This window comes from Paraburkholderia solitsugae (assembly GCF_013177695.1).
In the GTDB taxonomy this organism is placed as follows: Bacteria; Pseudomonadota; Gammaproteobacteria; order Burkholderiales; family Burkholderiaceae; genus Paraburkholderia; species Paraburkholderia solitsugae.
The window spans coordinates 23,176-39,427 of the sequence record NZ_WOEY01000017.1 but is presented as its reverse complement, the minus strand read 5'-3'; the positions used below and the strand labels follow the sequence as shown (position 1 = coordinate 39,427).

General features: G+C 55.5%; 10 protein-coding genes. 3 read left to right on the top strand and 7 right to left on the bottom strand.

Annotation, left to right across the window (positions count from 1 at the left end; genetic code table 11):
- Positions 1-158 precede the first annotated feature (158 nt).
- From GNZ12_RS04205 to GNZ12_RS45480, 5 genes are all read right to left on the bottom strand, one after another.
- Positions 159-1,526, bottom strand: a complete 1,368-nt coding sequence (locus GNZ12_RS04205) for a c-type cytochrome (protein ID WP_172309156.1) — start codon at positions 1,524-1,526, stop codon at positions 159-161.
- A complete protein-coding gene (locus GNZ12_RS04200; protein WP_172309155.1) occupies positions 1,523-3,301 on the bottom strand; it encodes a GMC family oxidoreductase in 1,779 nt (592 codons plus the stop codon). The genes GNZ12_RS04205 and GNZ12_RS04200 overlap by 4 nt, the downstream gene beginning before the upstream one ends.
- Positions 3,301-4,032 (bottom strand): gluconate 2-dehydrogenase subunit 3 family protein, encoded by a 732-nt coding sequence (locus GNZ12_RS04195; protein ID WP_172309154.1) that lies wholly within the window; start codon positions 4,030-4,032, stop codon positions 3,301-3,303. Before GNZ12_RS04195 ends, GNZ12_RS04200 begins: the two co-directional genes overlap by 1 nt.
- Positions 4,033-5,520: 1,488 nt before the next feature.
- On the bottom strand, positions 5,521-6,063 hold the full coding sequence (locus GNZ12_RS04190; protein WP_172309153.1) for an acyloxyacyl hydrolase: 543 nt from the start codon (positions 6,061-6,063) through the stop codon (positions 5,521-5,523).
- 304 nt (positions 6,064-6,367) lie between these two features.
- Positions 6,368-6,847 carry a DUF3331 domain-containing protein gene (locus GNZ12_RS45480; RefSeq protein ID WP_172309152.1) on the bottom strand — a complete coding sequence of 160 codons (480 nt, stop codon included), beginning with the start codon at positions 6,845-6,847 and terminating at the stop codon, positions 6,368-6,370.
- Between the two features lie 652 nt (positions 6,848-7,499).
- On the opposite strand from GNZ12_RS45480, the gene GNZ12_RS04180 reads away from it, so the two are divergent.
- From GNZ12_RS04180 to GNZ12_RS04170, 3 genes are all read left to right on the top strand, one after another.
- Positions 7,500-7,928, top strand: a complete 429-nt coding sequence (locus GNZ12_RS04180) for an OsmC family protein (RefSeq protein ID WP_328805947.1) — start codon at positions 7,500-7,502, stop codon at positions 7,926-7,928.
- Between the two features lie 419 nt (positions 7,929-8,347).
- Positions 8,348-9,250 carry an aspartyl/asparaginyl beta-hydroxylase domain-containing protein gene (locus GNZ12_RS04175; protein ID WP_172309150.1) on the top strand — a complete coding sequence of 301 codons (903 nt, stop codon included), beginning with the start codon at positions 8,348-8,350 and terminating at the stop codon, positions 9,248-9,250.
- A gap of 937 nt (positions 9,251-10,187) precedes the next feature.
- On the top strand, positions 10,188-12,968 hold the full coding sequence (locus tag GNZ12_RS04170) for an ATP-binding protein (RefSeq protein ID WP_172309149.1): 2,781 nt from the start codon (positions 10,188-10,190) through the stop codon (positions 12,966-12,968).
- A 205-nt stretch (positions 12,969-13,173) separates the two neighbouring features.
- Here the strand turns inward: GNZ12_RS04170 and GNZ12_RS04165 are convergent, their stop codons facing one another.
- Together GNZ12_RS04165 and GNZ12_RS04160 are read right to left on the bottom strand one after the other, a co-directional pair.
- Entirely contained in the window at positions 13,174-14,115 is a 942-nt protein-coding gene (locus tag GNZ12_RS04165; protein ID WP_172309148.1) for a helix-turn-helix domain-containing protein, read from the bottom strand.
- 616 nt (positions 14,116-14,731) lie between these two features.
- On the bottom strand, positions 14,732-15,754 hold the full coding sequence (locus GNZ12_RS04160) for a LysR family transcriptional regulator (protein WP_172309147.1): 1,023 nt from the start codon (positions 15,752-15,754) through the stop codon (positions 14,732-14,734).
- Positions 15,755-16,252 lie beyond the last annotated feature (498 nt).

Below are 16,252 nucleotides of genomic sequence, written 5' to 3'. Positions count from 1 at the left end.
TCCTGTAAACCTTCAATTCGGATAACCCGTCAAGACGGACCTTCTTCTTCGGGACAGTCAGCCGGCCACACCTTCAAAAAAGTGACTTGATTTCCCGTGATCGACCCGTAGGCCTGAGGTGTGAGCTCGCACGAACCTCGTTGAGTGCTCTCGCCACGTTAGTGACCTTGCGCGATGTTAGGTGGCATTTCGGGTGCATGCACCGTGACCGTCTTGCGGACCTTGGCGACATCCGCCGCGCTGACCGTCGAACCGGTGTTGCCCCAGCTAGTGCGCACGAAGTTCGTCACGTCAGCGACTTCCTGATCGTTCAGGCGCCAGCCGAAGGCCGGCATCGTGAACGAGGAGGGCGCGGTCTTCGTGCCTTCGAGCGTGTTGCCGGTCAGCAGCACATGAATCAGCGAGGTCGCGTCCTTGCCCTGCACAACCGGATTACCGCCCAGTGCCGGGAAAACGCGCGTGTAGCCGCGGCCGTCGCTGCGGTGGCAGGCCGTGCAGTTGTCGCGGTATACCGCAGCGCCGGGTGCGCTGGCGTCGCCGGTGCGCAGGGCGCGACCCGCCGTATCGTCGTACACGTACGGCGTTTCCTTTGGATCGGTCGACGGCAGCGTCTTCAGGTAGCGTGCGATCGCGGTCAGATCGGCGTCGTTCATGTGCTGCATGCTGTGCTGCACGACGTCGGTCATGCCGCCGAATGCCGCGCTGTGCTGCGTGCGTCCGGTCTTCAGGAATTGCACGATATCGGCTTCGCTCCACGAGCCGATGCCGGTGCGTGGATTAGCGCGCAGGCTCGACGGGACCCAGCCGTCGATCGCTGCGCCGCCCGCGAGAAACTCCGAGCCGTCGAGATCGCTCAACGCGCGTTCCTGCATCGTCACTGCACGCGGCGTGTGGCAGGCGCCGCAGTGGCCGAGGCCCTGCACGAGGTATGCACCGCGTGCGACCACCGGGTCGGCATAGTGCTTCGAATTGAACGCCATGGGATCTGGCGCGAACAGATAACGCCAGATGCCGAGCGGCCAGCGCATCGACAGCGGCCAGACGATATCGACCGCACGGTTCGTCTGGTTCACCGGCGCGACACCTTGCGTGAAGTACGCATACAGCGCATGCATGTCGTCATCGCTCAAACGTGCATACGACGGGTACGGCATCGCCGGATACAGCGTGTCGCCATTCGGCCGCACGCCAGCACGGACCGCGCGATCGAACTGCGCGAAGGTCCATGAGCCGATACCGGTGTTGCGATCGGGCGTGATGTTGGTCGAGTAGATCGCGCCGATCGGCGTGTCGAACTTCAGGCCGCCCGCGAAGGGTTTGCCCGATTGTGCGGTATGACACGCGATGCAATCACCCGCACGCGCGAGGTATTCGCCGTGCGCGATCAACGCCGCGTCGGATTGAGTTGGAGGCGTTGCGGCTTGCGCGGCGAGCGGAATGGCCAACGTAGCCGCCACGCAGAACGACGCTGCGCGCACGCGTCTGAATGCCTGACCCAGGCGTTTCACATCGATGTTTTTCTTCATACGCTCACCAGCGGGCCTGGGTTCTTCAGATACTGCTCGCGGATCGCGCGCGCCGACCAGTAGGCGAGCGCCGCGACGAGGCCAGTCGGGTTGTAGCCGATGCCTTGCGGGAACGCCGACGCGCCCATCACGAACACGTTATGCACGTCCCAGCTTTGCAGGTAGCGGTTCAACACGCTCGTCTTCGGATCGGTACCCATGATCGCGCCACCGACGAGGTGAGTCGTCTGATAGCGGCGCGAATCGAAGTGCGCGCCGAATTCGCGCGTATAGACGCCGATGGACTTCGGCCCCATCTGTTGCGCGATCTTGTGCATCTGCCCGGTCACGTATTGCGCCATCTTGATGTCGTTGTCCTTCCAGTCGAAGGTCATGCGCAACAGCGGCTGGCCGTATGAGTCGCGATAGGTCGGATCGAGATCGAGGAACACGTCGCGGTACGACATGTTGGAGCCGTGCGCATCCATCGAAATCGTATGCGCATAGTGGTCCTTCACCGACTTCTTCCAGTCCACGCCCCAGTTGGGCGTGCCGGCCGGCGTCGCGATGCCGCTGATCGGTTTGGTGCCGGCCTGATTCACCCACAACGGCGAGCCGCCGACAAAGCCGAGCGGACCGTGATCGAAGTTGTCGGCATTGAAGTCGTCGACGGCGACGCCGTTGCCGCCCGCGCCGATGAACGGATTGGTGAAGGTGTCCTTGTCGAAGAACGCGGTGATCGTCGAGAGGTTCTGATACGCGAAATTGCGGCCGACCACGCCTTCGCCCGAGACCGGGTCATACGGCTTGCCGATGCCCGAGAGCAGAAGCAGGTGGACGTTGTGATACTGGAACGCCGCGACGATCACGAGATCCGCAGGCTGAAACACTTCGTTGCCCGCCGGATCGACGTACGTCACGCCCTTGGCGCGTTTTTTCGTGTCGTCAAGTTCGACGCGCAGCACGTGGCAACGCGAGCGCAGTTCGAAATTCGGCGACTGCTTCAGCGCAGGCAGGATGTTCAGATTCGGCGACGCCTTCGAGTACATGTAGCACGCGTAGCCGCTGCAGAATCCGCAGAAGTTGCACGGGCCCATCTGCACGCCGTACGGGTTCGTGTACGGACCCGAGGTATTCGCCGAAGGCAGGCGGTACGGGTGCAGTCCGAGTTCGCGCGCGGCCTTGCCGAAGCGTTCGGCCGAGTAGGTGTTCAACTGCGCGGGGAGCGGAAAGTTGTCGCTGCGCGGCGCGTCGAACACGTTACCGTCGCCGACCACCTTGCCGTTGACCTTATACGCCTGGCCCGAGGTGCCGAACACTTTCTCGGCGAAGTCGAAATGCGGTTCGAGTTCGTCGTAGCTGACGCCGTAATCCTGAATCGTCATGCCGTCAGGAATGAAGCGCTTGCCGTAGCGCTCTTCATAGTGGCTCTTCAGACGCAGCTCTTCCGGCGTGATGCGGAAATGCACGCCCGACCAGTGCAAGCCGGCGCCGCCGACGCCTTCGCCCGGCAGAAACGCAGCAAGCTGCCGATAAGGCAGTGCCGTTTCGCCGACGTTATGACGGATCGATACGGTGGTCTTGGAGAGATCGAGGAACAGCTTCTTGCGGACGTTGTAGGTCAGCTCGTCGATCGTGTTCGGATACGCGCCGTCCGGATAGGTGTCGCGATACTCGCCGCGTTCGAGCGCGACCACTTTGAGGCCGGCTTCGGTGAGTTCCTTCGCGAGGATCGCACCGGTCCAGCCGAAGCCGATGACGACCGCGTCGACGTGCGGTTTGATTTGTGTGGTCATTAGCTGCGCTTTCCTTCAATCGACACGGGGCCATACGGATAGGCCTCGCCGTTCTGGTTGACGAAGTCCATGAAATCGGCTCGCGCGCCGGGGAAGCCGATCATCTTCCAGCCGCCCATGTCGCGATTGCCGCCGTGGATCGGGTCGCAGAAGTAGCCTTCGCGGGTGTTTTGCAGCAACTGGCCGAAGAAGACGCCGGCCGGCACGTCCGCGAGTTCGATCGAGCCTTTCTCGAGCGCGGTGAGCACGGTGTCGCGCGTGGGGGCGTCGAGGGCGTCGAACGGCTTCGAGTAGGTCTTCGTGCAGTAGGCGTTGACCGAGGCGATGCCAAGCCGGTACAGATCGCGCGGCACGAGCTTCAACTGATAGCCGAGTTCCGGCGCGCCTTGCGTGAACGGACCTTGCATGTACCAGAGCGCGCCGTGCGCGTACGGCGTATCCATCTGCCGGTCGATGAACTCGGGCACGCCGGCTTCGACCGCTCCCGGGCCTTCGCTGTCCGACGGAATCAGGCGATCGACCGCTGCGTGGATAAACGCCCATTCCTTCGCGTCGAAGAAATGCGGCTTGTAGTCGACGCCGGAGGGTTGGCCCGCGGAGGCGGCGCCGCTCGCGCCTTGAGCAGTCGTGGCGGTTTGCTTGACTTCACAACCGGCGAGAGTCCCGGCTGGAACCAGCGCAACAGCCGTGCGTAAGAAGCCGCGGCGGGAGGTAAGAGGGAAATCGGACATTTATCGAGTCACCTGAGTACTGCGCGCTAACCGGTCGTGCTCAACCGTTCGTTGTCGATAAAGTAGTTTTTAAGACCGAATCCAGCCGTACGCGATTTCCAGACAAAACCTCTTCAGAAATGAAATGACTTCTATGAAATGCCGTCTCACACGGAGACCGCGAAATTGCACGCCAAGAATCTGTCAGAACACCCAATCAGGAGAAGAGTCCTGAACGTACTGATTCAACGAAAATTCGTTCGCGCAAGTTTGACAATTTCATCAAGTCGTCCATCAACGATCGCTCGAAGCATGTAGAGGAGAGGCTAAATGCCTTCGCGTGAGCCAACTGTACCTTGGACGACATGCAGCCTCATGCTAAGAAGCCTCGACGTCTACTAATGCGAATCGTGGGCGAGCAAAGGACTTCCTCAAGGCATCTCCAATATCTGCAGCATTTTCGACTCTGATGCTGCAGGGGCAAGTGCTGAGCGTGATTGATGCGAAGTCAGTCATCGCTACCTCGCCATTTGAGTGGAGGTAGCTAGCCGCTTCGAGTTCCATCGATACAAGCTCCAGGGATATTTTTATATACAACTACCGACGTCGATTTGTCAGTTCGATGGGACCTTAGGGCCTCGCATCGCCTTTCGCCAAGGAGTACGGCGTGTCCGGATGTACCGGGTACCATTGCGATGACGCATAGATCGTTGAGACATTGCGGGGATCTGATGGGGGGCCGGACGCACTTGCCGCGAGATCGGTCTGGGAACCCATACCGTAGATCGTAGAGTCGAGAAGAACAACGGCTGTCGGGTTTCGCAAATCAATCCAGAAATCGCGCGAAGATACGCCGACGCTCGTGTCCAAGAGTGGTTGAAACGCCTGAAGAAGACCATAGTGGCTCCCGAAGTTGCTGTCTGGTGCCGAGGAGATCTGGCGAACCACTTCTTGCGGAGATCCGACCTTAGCCGACAGCAATCCATGAAAAACGTCGACCGGGAAGAACCGTTCGAGGTTAACACCGCAGATCCTCTTCTAGTTTGGTCCGTCGTCTCGATCCGTAACAGTAAAAGCTTGCTAATAGTCGCTAATGCCGTGTTTTTAAATCCCTCATCTGAGTGAGACGAAATCTACTTTTTTAATGACACCCCTCTCGATATGCTGTGACCATGGACCGTGGCAGATAAGCGACGTCGTCAGAACTCAACACGCCGCGTTCAACTGCTCGATGTCAACCGGAGGTCAGCGACGGTTCTAGTCCGACGGTTGCATATCTGTTATCTCTCGCTAACAGAGTGCGAGAATCAGAGGGCACGGCTCTTTTGGAGGAACCCTTGAGTCTAGAGCCGGTCAGTTAGGCTTACCGGACGCACCGAAAATACACCCTGATCCTTGTGATGTGCGTGGCAATGTTCTACTCCACGATCAATGCGGTCCATTGTCGCATTGCACCTGACGCCGGCGACACGCCCAATGAGAAATCGCATCTCCGACTTCTGTGGATAGTCAAAAATTATATTGGAAGTAGATCTCGCTGAAATTGATGCCTGGGTTTGGATGCTTGATGCCTGCATTCGATAGGTGCTGGAATCGAAACGCGACCTGGTAGTTTTGGCGTTCACCGAACTGAAAGCCAACGCCGACGAGGTCAGCGAACTGGAATGATGAAGAGAACGTGCGGTCGTCTGTTTCGCGAACATGAGAGAGGAGTCGTACACCAACTCCCACCTCGACGTATGGTCGGAACCATCCGGAGCTTCTAATAAACCTGACAACAGGAGTGACGCCAAATTCCCAGATGCTTGACCGGGCCCGTCCAGACTCGTCAATGTTCCAATAAGCAGCGTGCGCCTCGCCCACGACCGTAAAGTAGTATCCGGCGATATTCCACCACGAGACACCTGGATCCCAATCCAAGCCCAGGTCACCTTTCTTCACATCGTGATCTGCAACGCCACCGCCAAGCTGGATGCCAAATTCGCTTGCTTGAGAACCTTGGGAGCCTGCGATGAGTATGCATAGAAGCACAGTTCTGAGAAATGTCCGCATCAGCTAGCTCTGTCCTTCTTCATAGTCCTCGATGTGGAGGGGCGGCTTGTAACGGAGGCGATTATTGGGGCATGGGGCTGGTCCTGCCACTCCAACCAGGCATCGCTCGTTTCGCCTGCCTTCCAGCCTCAAAATGAACCACATTCAGATGTGGTGAGTTGCCCTGTTGACTTGCATGGCGTCAGTCCGAACGACCGTTATGAGCATACGTTTTCGTTTTGCCTCTCTAAGTCAAGGCTATCGCTAGATAGCCATACTTGCCAAAGCAACGTCTGGTATGAATCGGTTCAACGTACGTGTGTAACTACTTTCGCGCTTGACGGGCCGGTTTTGCTTCCCGCCGTCGCCGAGTCATTTGTGAGCGCGCCGCCGCGCGCGCCTTGACGGGCATATCTTCGATTGGCGGAACGTGTACGTTGCGCGCGAGGATCATAGCCTTGGCATTGATCGGCGGCGGAGAGCCACATCTAGGTCTGAAGACCGAATCGCCCGGACGGATTTCTTCGCCACTCATTTGGCAGATCCCCTGTTCCTGGGCAAACCTCAGGCACCACGTCTGAGCTCCATAGTAGCCAATGGTCGGGTTGCACCACATGACGGTGACAGTACGTTCTGTGGTGCGCCCTGTGACACTCACTTTAGTCGTTGCAGACGAATCAATTGCTTGAGGGTCGGATTCTTTGACCCGACGAAATCTCTCTAGGCCTGCTTTCTCGTCGCTACCGACTTCGAGGAGCCTCACTACATGAGTCCACGGATCGCGGCTAGCGTGAAGGGCTGCCATCCTGCTTTCCTGTTCGGTAAGTATTCGATCTGACGATTTCTCGATATTTCCGGTGCTCTGCGTGAGGGACTCGGATTTGTCCGGTTATTGCAGAGATAACTGATCCGGATTGCGTATGACCCACGCCGTATTGACCAATTCTTATGCTTGAGGCGAACTTGAGGTGAGTAAAAGCTTGCTAAATTTAGTTAAGTTGTTTTTAAGGAGTCTGTTCGTCTTTAAACCCCCAAGATGACTGGACTAATGTCTACTGCCGGGAAGCCTATCGCGAATAAACGCAACGCAAATTAGCTATTTTTAACGCAGTCGACTGCGTGATCGGACTCGCCAGGTCGTTGGCTCGCGGGTTTCCATGCCGATAGTTGTGGCAACGCGTCTATCGTCGTCCGTGTGCCTCGTCTGACAATCTTGCCTAGCTCGTTCGTCAGCTTACGTTGGTCCTCATCAACAGCGCACGTAATTTTGTTACGGGGCTTCCTGGAAATTAGCGTCATTTAGCAACGTTTTACTCGATTCTTTACGCCAATACTGACATTATTTTGTGAAAAATGTCTTGCGATTATTGAGTGGCGGGTGACGTTTTCGTAAATCGGTTATTCCGCTCCCGCACCAGCCGGGAAATATCGTTCATTCGGGGCAACTGGAGATGAAGATGAAGCGAAAGGGATCTGCTGTGTGGCAAGGAGGCGTGCCGCAAGGAAAGGGGACGATTTCTTCGGAGAGCGGAGTCCTCGATAAGGCGCAGTACTCGTTCAGTACTCGATTTGAAAACGGAATCGGCACGAATCCGGAAGAGCTCATCGCAGCGGCGCACGCAGGTTGTTTTTCGATGGCTTTGTCAGCCGAACTGGGGAAGGTAGGCATCACTCCCGACACTATCGCAACAACGGCAACAGTGACGTTAGACAAGGTAGACGGTGGTTTTGCGATAACCACTGTCGATCTTGATGTGACTGTGAAGATTCCGGGCGGCGATAAGACCGCTTTCGACAAGGCGGCGGCCGACGCGAAGGCTGGATGTCCTGTTTCGAAAGTCTTGAACGCGAAGATCACACTGGACGCCAAGCTTATCGTGGATTAGGTGCGGGCCAGTAAGGTTGTGATTTTTCACCGTGTATGATCGATTCGTGCCGCTGTAGTCGGCGTTGATTCTCATCGCATATATGTTGACTAGGCGGTCGTTGTGTGTGCTGTTGGCTCTGTCACCTCCGTGCGTCGCTGGCATGGCCTTGAGCCGCCTCATGGCGGCTCTATTTTTTTACGTACGTCAAGTGCTCGTTAGAAGTCCCAGTCATCGAGTGCCTTGATAGTGGCTTTAGCCCCACGGTGGCTAGCCGTTGGTCTGTTTCCGGGGGGCAAGTGAAACCCGGCTGAACCTTCGAAGTTTCGTTGAGAGGCCGCCGTAGTCTGACTTGTCTACGCAGCTAGGAAGAGACCATACGGAAATTTTGGGAAATGCGTAATCCTTGACATGCGAAACGAAAAAGGACTCGTTTTCTAATGCGATGGACTGTCCTAGCTTTGTTCCTGTTGTGCGCGGTTTACACGCATCGCCGTGGGAAAGCTCGCCATGGGAGTTTTTTTAGACAACTTGGCGATCACTCTACGTTTATTGCACCACTGAATCTATTCGTTTATCTTTTCTCGTCTGTACCCAACACGCCATTCGTTTCGACGCAGTATTTCCCGGAACTCGCGGTGCTACGGGAGCACTGGCGAACGCTTCGCGAAGAAGCGCTGGCTTTGAGTGACGCCAGCAGGATTAGGGCGGCAGACCAGTACAACGATATCGGCTTTAATTCTTTCTTCCGCACGGGCTGGAAGCGGTTCTACCTGAAGTGGTACGGCACTCCGCATTCATCCGCAATGGAGCTATGTCCTCGGACTATCGAGCTCCTAGAACAGGTTCCGATGGTAAGAGCCGCGATGTTCGCGATGCTTCCATCAGGTGGAACACTCAATCCCCATCGCGACCCGTTCGCCGGATCGCTACGCTATCATCTCGGACTTGTTACGCCAAACGATGACAGATGCGCCATAGTCGTCGACGGTATTAGCTATTCGTGGCGCGACGGTGAGGATACAGTTTTCGACGAGACGTATCTCCACCACGCAGCAAACCGAACGGGATATGACCGCATAATTCTATTCTGTGACATAGAACGTCCCATGAAATACCGATGGGCAAAGACGATAAGTCGAATGGCCGGTGGTCTGCTTATGCGCGCGGCAGCGTCGCCGAACGAAGTTGGTGACCACACTGGTGGTCTGAACCATGCATTTCGATACTTATACGCAATCCGGCTAGTTGGGAAGCGTCTGAAGTCCTGGAATCGTATCGTCTACTACATCGTCAAGTGGTGCCTGTTTATTGGAGTGGCTACCGCCGTTCTTTGGCACTGAGAGTTTGCGCATAATAATTGCCTCCTTCTGAGGAGCGTGCACGACGGACTCCGTCACCATGACGCTAAAATTTCGATACGGCGCGACCAACTAGCATGGTGTTTCGCTGGACCAACGATCGCAATGGATCTAGTCATCGACGATGAGCGTATGAGGCGTCCACTCTGCCTTCCCGGTGGACGTCCTGCCCTTTACAAAAACGCGTCGCACGCCAATTCCGAGTGTGGTATTCGCCTAGGGGCCGCCGACGGTTCTTAAAGTCCTGGCACTGCTTGAGCCAAATTTCTGCAAAAGCGGGAAGGGCATTGCCCGACATTCGTCAGACGTATCGCATGCAAAATGATTCGGTAGTAGCCCTCGCCTGTGCCTTCCGGCGCTTGTCCTGCAGGGACTCACAGAGAGGGCCAAAGTCTTTGCCCGATCCAAAGCCTATGTTTTTGCGGACCGCTCGACCGCTGGCGGCGGCGCCCATTTCTCAGTAGTGTCGTGCTGGTCGCGGCGAGCGAGAGTCTAAAAATCTGAACGTATTAGGGCTGCGGAGTGGCACGCCTGGCATGCCGGGGATCTCACACTCAAAAACAGCATCACCCACCACATAACCTCGGATTCTGACAAAAAACCGGTCGTTTAGAGAAACGTTGATTTCTAGTTTGCGGTGAAATTGCCCTGTGGTTGTCCCTGATGTGCTTGTGCACTGTGACACGACGAGGGGCCCTCAGGGGGCGCAGTTTTTTGCGAGCTCGAAGATGTTTGGGCGGCTTGCCATCCAGAACAAGAACCGATTGGATCGAGCAGCGCCTGACACCGCGGCCGATTCCGATGTCTTCGATGGTGAAACCCAAACTTTGAGGCTGCGCCGTCGGTCTTTCACGACCGAAGTGACCTTGTCTCCTCGGTCGTCAGTTCGCGTTGACAGCGCGCTTGGGTGGAGTTCGTCATGCACAACCGCACAATCGCATTTGGACCGTTCCGCTTCTATCCAGAGCCAGGTCAATTGTTTGACGGCGAAAGGCAAGTTCATCTAGGTCACAGAGCAATCAAAATCCTTACCCTTCTGGTCGAACGAGCCGGAGATATCGTCAAGCATGACGAACTGGTTTCGAATGTGTGGCCAGAAACGGTAGTTGAGGACAACAATCTTCGTGTTCAGATGTCCGCCCTTCGTAAGGCGCTTCGAGAAGGAAGCCGGAACGCCGAATACATCTACAATGTTCCCGGCCGAGGCTATCAATTCTCTGCCGACGACATTCGGCTTCTATCCGCTAATGGACAGTCGGAAAGTCCTCCAGAGTTGCCGGCTTCACTCAACGTTCTGTTTGGACGCGACGAGGCGGTAAAGACGATCGGCGAGGAGATTGCAAGCCGCCGTCTCGTCACAATTGTTGGGTCAGGGGGAATCGGAAAGACAAGCTTGGCGATTGCAATTGGGAAGCAGATAGCGGGAGGATTTCGTGGCGGGACGTGCTTTCTGGATCTGGGATTGCTCAAACAACCGAGCGAGATTCTTTGTGCACTGGCTAATGCAATAGGCGCTAGTCAAGAGAACGCGCCACAGTTGAACGACTTTATGGCCTTTCTGTGCGAAAAAGAGCTTCTGATAATCATAGACAACTGTGAGCATTTGATCGACGATGTTTCTGTCCTCACTGAGACGTTGCTCGAAGGTGCACCCAAAATCAGAATACTTGCCACAAGCCGCGAGCCTCTGCGCGCACGCGGCGAGTGGGTCCACCGATTGGCGCCACTCCAGTGCCCCCCACTGGACGAAATGCAGATAAGTATTGAGGATGCTCTCGCATTTCCGGCAACCAGGTTATTTGTGGAGCGGGCGCAAGCTACGCTTGATAGTTTTCAGTTTACGGATGCTGATGGGTCGGCACTATCCTGGATATGCAACAAGCTGGATGGAATCCCCTTTACGATCGAACTTGCTGCAGCAAGAATTGATGGTTTTGGTTTGCATGGTCTGATCGCACAGTTGGAAAGCTCTTTTTCTGTCTTGACACGTGGGCGACGGGGGGCCGTTCCGCGGCAGCGAACACTTAAAGCGTCGTTAGACTGGAGCTATGAGTTATTGTCAGCAGGCGAACAGACCTTGCTTCAGCGGTTGAGCGTATTCACAATCAGTTTCACACACGAGGCCGCTATCGCGGTGATTTCGGGCGAAAACCTCTCCGCCAGTGAAGTAGCGGTCGGAATTGCCGATCTTGTTGCGAAGTCGCTTATTAGCATGAGCCTCTCGGGTGGTCAGACATCGTATTGCCTTTTACGTACGACTCGATCTTATGCGCTTGAAAAATTGGCCGCTTCTCCGAGCGCTGATGCCGTCCGAATTCGACATGCGACTTACGTGTCTCAGATCGTCAAGAAACTCGAATCGCGTTGGGGCGCTGTCCGTTACGAAAGCCAATGCACAAATCGATCGCTAATTGACGAGTTGCGATCTGCTCTGGCCTGGTGCTTCTCAACGTTGGAGCACAACAGGCTCGGTTGGGAGATCCTTGTCGCGTCATCTCACATCTGGTTTCATCTTTCTCTACTTAATGAATATGTCTCATTGGTGAGAACGGCACTCAATGACCTGGAAAAAGCTGCGAGGCCGAACGGTGTATTGAAAATGAGACTTCTGGTTGCCGTTGCTCCTGCTTTGTATCACTTGCATGGACCGAGCGCGGAAATCCGCGACTCTCTTGAGAGAGGATTGGCTCTCGCGAAGACGAATCATGACAAGAAAACGCAACTTTTTGCGCTTCGTGGATTATGGGCCTATCACCTTGGCTTAAGCGAATACGAACAGTCCCTTGCTTGCGCGGAAGAGTATGGTCGTTCCGCAACGACGCAGACGGACTCGCCGTTTATGTTCCCGACACTCAAAGGAACGACGTTTCTTTTCAAAGGCCAGATTCGTCGCGCGCGAAAATATTTGGAGTACGCGTCGAGCCAGTCAGATCCCCACATCAGTCCTCGAAGAGGATCGTACGATTACGACCACCAGGTTGTGCAATCTACAATGCTCGCCCGCATCTACTGGCTGGAAGGCAGGTTTAAAAAAGCTGTCGAAATGGCAGAGGCTAGCTTGCAGGAGGCCGTTGAATCGCAGCGAACGATATCTATGATTTTTGCGCTGGCGCAGGCCGTATGTCCCGTCTACATGTGGTCAGGAAATTTTGACCTCGTCGATCAGCGACTTTCCGAACTCGAACGTCTGTGCATCACCGTCGAGTTTCATTATTGGTATCAGTACGTGCAGGTTTTTCGCACAAGCTTGGGACAGAGATCAAAAGTCTCGCCTGCAGGTCGGCTGGCGACGAGCGATCTGAGATCTGGCCCGTGGGGTCCAAGGCAAATCGAGGAGTCTAGCGTTTTACCGAATGGCTTTGTTTCTTCCGCGCTGGTTACGCGAGCGCAGTCGAACGATCCGATCTGGTGCTCTGCTGAAAACTTACGCTCTGCAGCAATGAGGCACTACGATGAAACCGGAGTGGCGGGATTGGGTAGAACACTTGACCTGTTGAACAAGTCGCTCAATATTGCCAGATGTCAGGGCACGCTTGCGTGGGAGCTTAGGACATCGACATCTCTGGCTTCTATACTTCGTCAACAGAACAAGCGATTCGAAGCAAAGGACTTAATCGAGCGGGTGTTGGATCGATTGTCCAATGAACAGAACATAGGGGATTTCGCACAAGCACATCTTTTATTTGAGAGCTTGTCGTGAAATAGCCAATCCTGACTGAGCCGGGGGGGCTGGGAGGTTAAGGCTCGTCACGCGCCATGTCGACGTAACGTGAACCAGTGCTTCTGAAGCTGGGGTCGTACTTAGACGTTGAGTTTCAGACGCGGCAACTTCTCGCAGAAGGAAAAATGCGTGTCTCCGAGCAATAAAGCCGTGAATATGGAAGCTAAAATATTCAAAGATTCCGCTAACCTTCGTGCCCTAAAAAGGGCGCGGAAGTACTTGAATCCAGCATACGTCTCCAGGCGCCGGGGGGAACACCAAAAGCTTTCACGAAACGGCCGTTGAAATGGGCCTGATTAGCAAACCCGCTCATCGATGCGATATCGGAAAGCGACAGTCGTGTCTCGAGCATTAGTTGTTTGGCACGCGCCAACCGTTGTTCTATCAGATACTGGTAGGGCGATAGCCCGACGCTCTGTTTGAATGCGTAAGCGAAATGACCGACCGACAGTCCGCACTCAGCCGCTAGGTCACCCACTGTGAGATTCCCAGCCAGATTCGCGCGGATAAGATCTTTGGCGCGGCCTTGCTGCCAGGCGGCTAGACCAGCCTGACGGGGTTTTGCGACAGGGACGGCCAAGTCGCCGTATAGGCTTAGCACGTGGATATTCAGAGCGCGAGTAAGCGTATCGACAAAAAGCGTGGAGGCACTAGACGGATCATCCAATGCAGGCAATAGGCACGACGCCAGATGACCCAATATCGGATCAAGCACGCCGGGGTCAGGGCATCTAAGTTCTTCGATCCGACGTGCCCCTGCGTCCTCTACGATTCTGCCCAAGGCCGCCGCCGGAATCCTGAAAACCATGCAATCAAATGGGTCGTACAACTCGGCATGTGGTTGATTATCGAAGTGCGTGAAGCAAATAGCATTCACTGGCATCGGTGCGGCGCTCGCCAGGCGCTCGCCGTACCACATGCGGACTGAACTCATCGAACGCAACTTCACGCCGAGGAAATAGGAATCCTCCCGCTCCGGGACCGGCATATAGCCAAAGTTCTTATCTTCATATCGATATCTGACTGCCGTGGCATGCAAGCTATCGATTGTCCCTTGATACAACACTGGGGAAGAGGGGGCCACAGCGTCATGCGCGGCAATTTTTGCGTTCAAGTTGTCGTTCAAAACAACCTCCGCCTGGCTGGTGATAACGAACCAATCAGTGATTCTTCGATAAATGTATCCCAAAAAAGAGCAGAGGGTACAAGTGCGCGTAGTGATTGCTTAATTCAAACGGGAACTAGCCGCTAGCCGGAGCGCGGAAGGGCGGTGAACCGCTGGGCTAGGCAGCGCCAACGCTTGCGCACCGCGATGTCCAGCCGAGTAGTGGGCAGTACATATTTCGACACGTTCTATTTTTCTGCGAGCGCTTACTTTAAGGCAACCCAAGGCCCAGACTGCAGTCACGGAAACGGAAAGGTGTGTTGGCGTGGAAGCAAACTCTAGAGGTAAGCACACAAATTCGTTCAATCACTGTTCATCGCAGCTGCTGTTGAAATTCCGGCTGTCTCATCCTTTGTGCAAGCGAGCCAAGAGGTAACCCCAAGCAATATTCAGGTCGCGCAAGCTAGCGTAAATCCACGTGGTGGGACTGCTACCGATTCCAGCGGAGTCGCCGATGGCATATCAGCGTCGGACACTCATCACCAACTCGTTAGTTCTGCAGCGCTGTCGCCCGCGTGGGCCACAAAATTTAGGCTAAACCAGTTTCCTCGCAGACAGCGTGTCTTCAGGCGTAACGTCAACAGTTTGACGACGGCTCTCGTGGTACACCCGCTATGACACCCTCCGGCACCCACGATGGTAGTAGCAGGTCGGTAGACGGCGCGGTTCGCGCATACCGGGGCAGTTCAAGCTGATCGGCCGCGAGCGTAGCCGGTAGTTCGTCGCGTAACAACTCGACCCAAGCGCGGACCTTCGCATCGAGATACTGGTGCGAGGGATACAACGCGTACAGATTCAATGTCTGAGATGTGTACTCAGGCATGATCCACACCAACTTCCCGCTGCGCAGATCATTGATCGCCGAGTGAACCGGAATCAGGCCGATACCCATCCCCTCACTCGCCGCTATCGCCGCGGTCTCAGTCACATTGACACGAAAGCTTGCGGCCCCATGTGAGAACGTCTCTCGGCCGTTCGGCCCGTCGAAAAGCCATTGATCAGCTGGAGACACTGGCGTCACCGTTTGCAGGCACGTATGTCGTTTGAGATCGGAGGGTGCCTTCGGCACGCCGTTGCGTTTCAGGTATCCCGGCGATGCGCAAGCAATGCTGAATTCGCTCCCCAATCGTTGCCAAACCAAGTTCGAGTCGGGAAGACTCTGCATGAGTGCGAGTGCAACGTCGTAGCCTTCACCCAGCAGATCCGGGGCACGTTGTGCGAGTGTCAGATCGATGTGCACGTCCGGATGACGCTGTTGGTAGCGATGCACAATCGGCACGAGGTAGTGCTGCCCGAAGCTGTTTATCGCATGAACTCTCAGCTTGCCTGTCAGGTGAACCTCAGCACCGCTCGCCTCGGCTTCTGCCTGGTCGACATATGCCAGAATTTGCTTGCAGCGTTGCAGGTAACGCACCCCGGCCTCGGTTGGCGCGATGCGCCGTGTCGTGCGATTGAGCAGGCGCACTCGCAGATGGGCTTCGAGATTGGAAATCGCGCGCGATGCATACCCCGTTGTCGTGTTGAACTGCCGCACAGCGCCGGTAAAGCTGCCGACTTCGACGACACGGACAAATACGCGCATGGCCTGAAGCTTATTCATATCTATCCTTGCATAGAGGGCGCGATTGTTACACGGATTTTGAACGCGTTTATGTCCGTCATTGCAAGAATCCATTGCACTCTATAAGCCACGCGATCGAAAATACATTGTTGATCGACTCTGAAGTGTCACCCCTCAAGTATCAGGGTCGAAGAAGAAAGCCATCGCAACCCTTTTTGCCAGAATGCGTCAATTTGTTCGGCAGACTAATCTACTCCGAGCAAGTGACGTCGACACGATGGTGTCTACTCCGGCACCCCCAATTAAATGGCATGGTTCCGCTTGTTATGCCGGAGGTAACAGTGAATTGTCTACTTGGGGCTTTACCCGGTTGGGCTCAGGACGGTATGGTGCGGCCGTTGGGTTGCGTCGAGCAGCAGAGGCGATTTTCTTCAACGCCAACAGTGTCAAAGCTCGCTTTGGTATTTGGTACTCACGCGCAGTGATCCAAATCATTCGTTCTACCATTCACTTCGCCAATGGCAAAGTGGCGCGTTC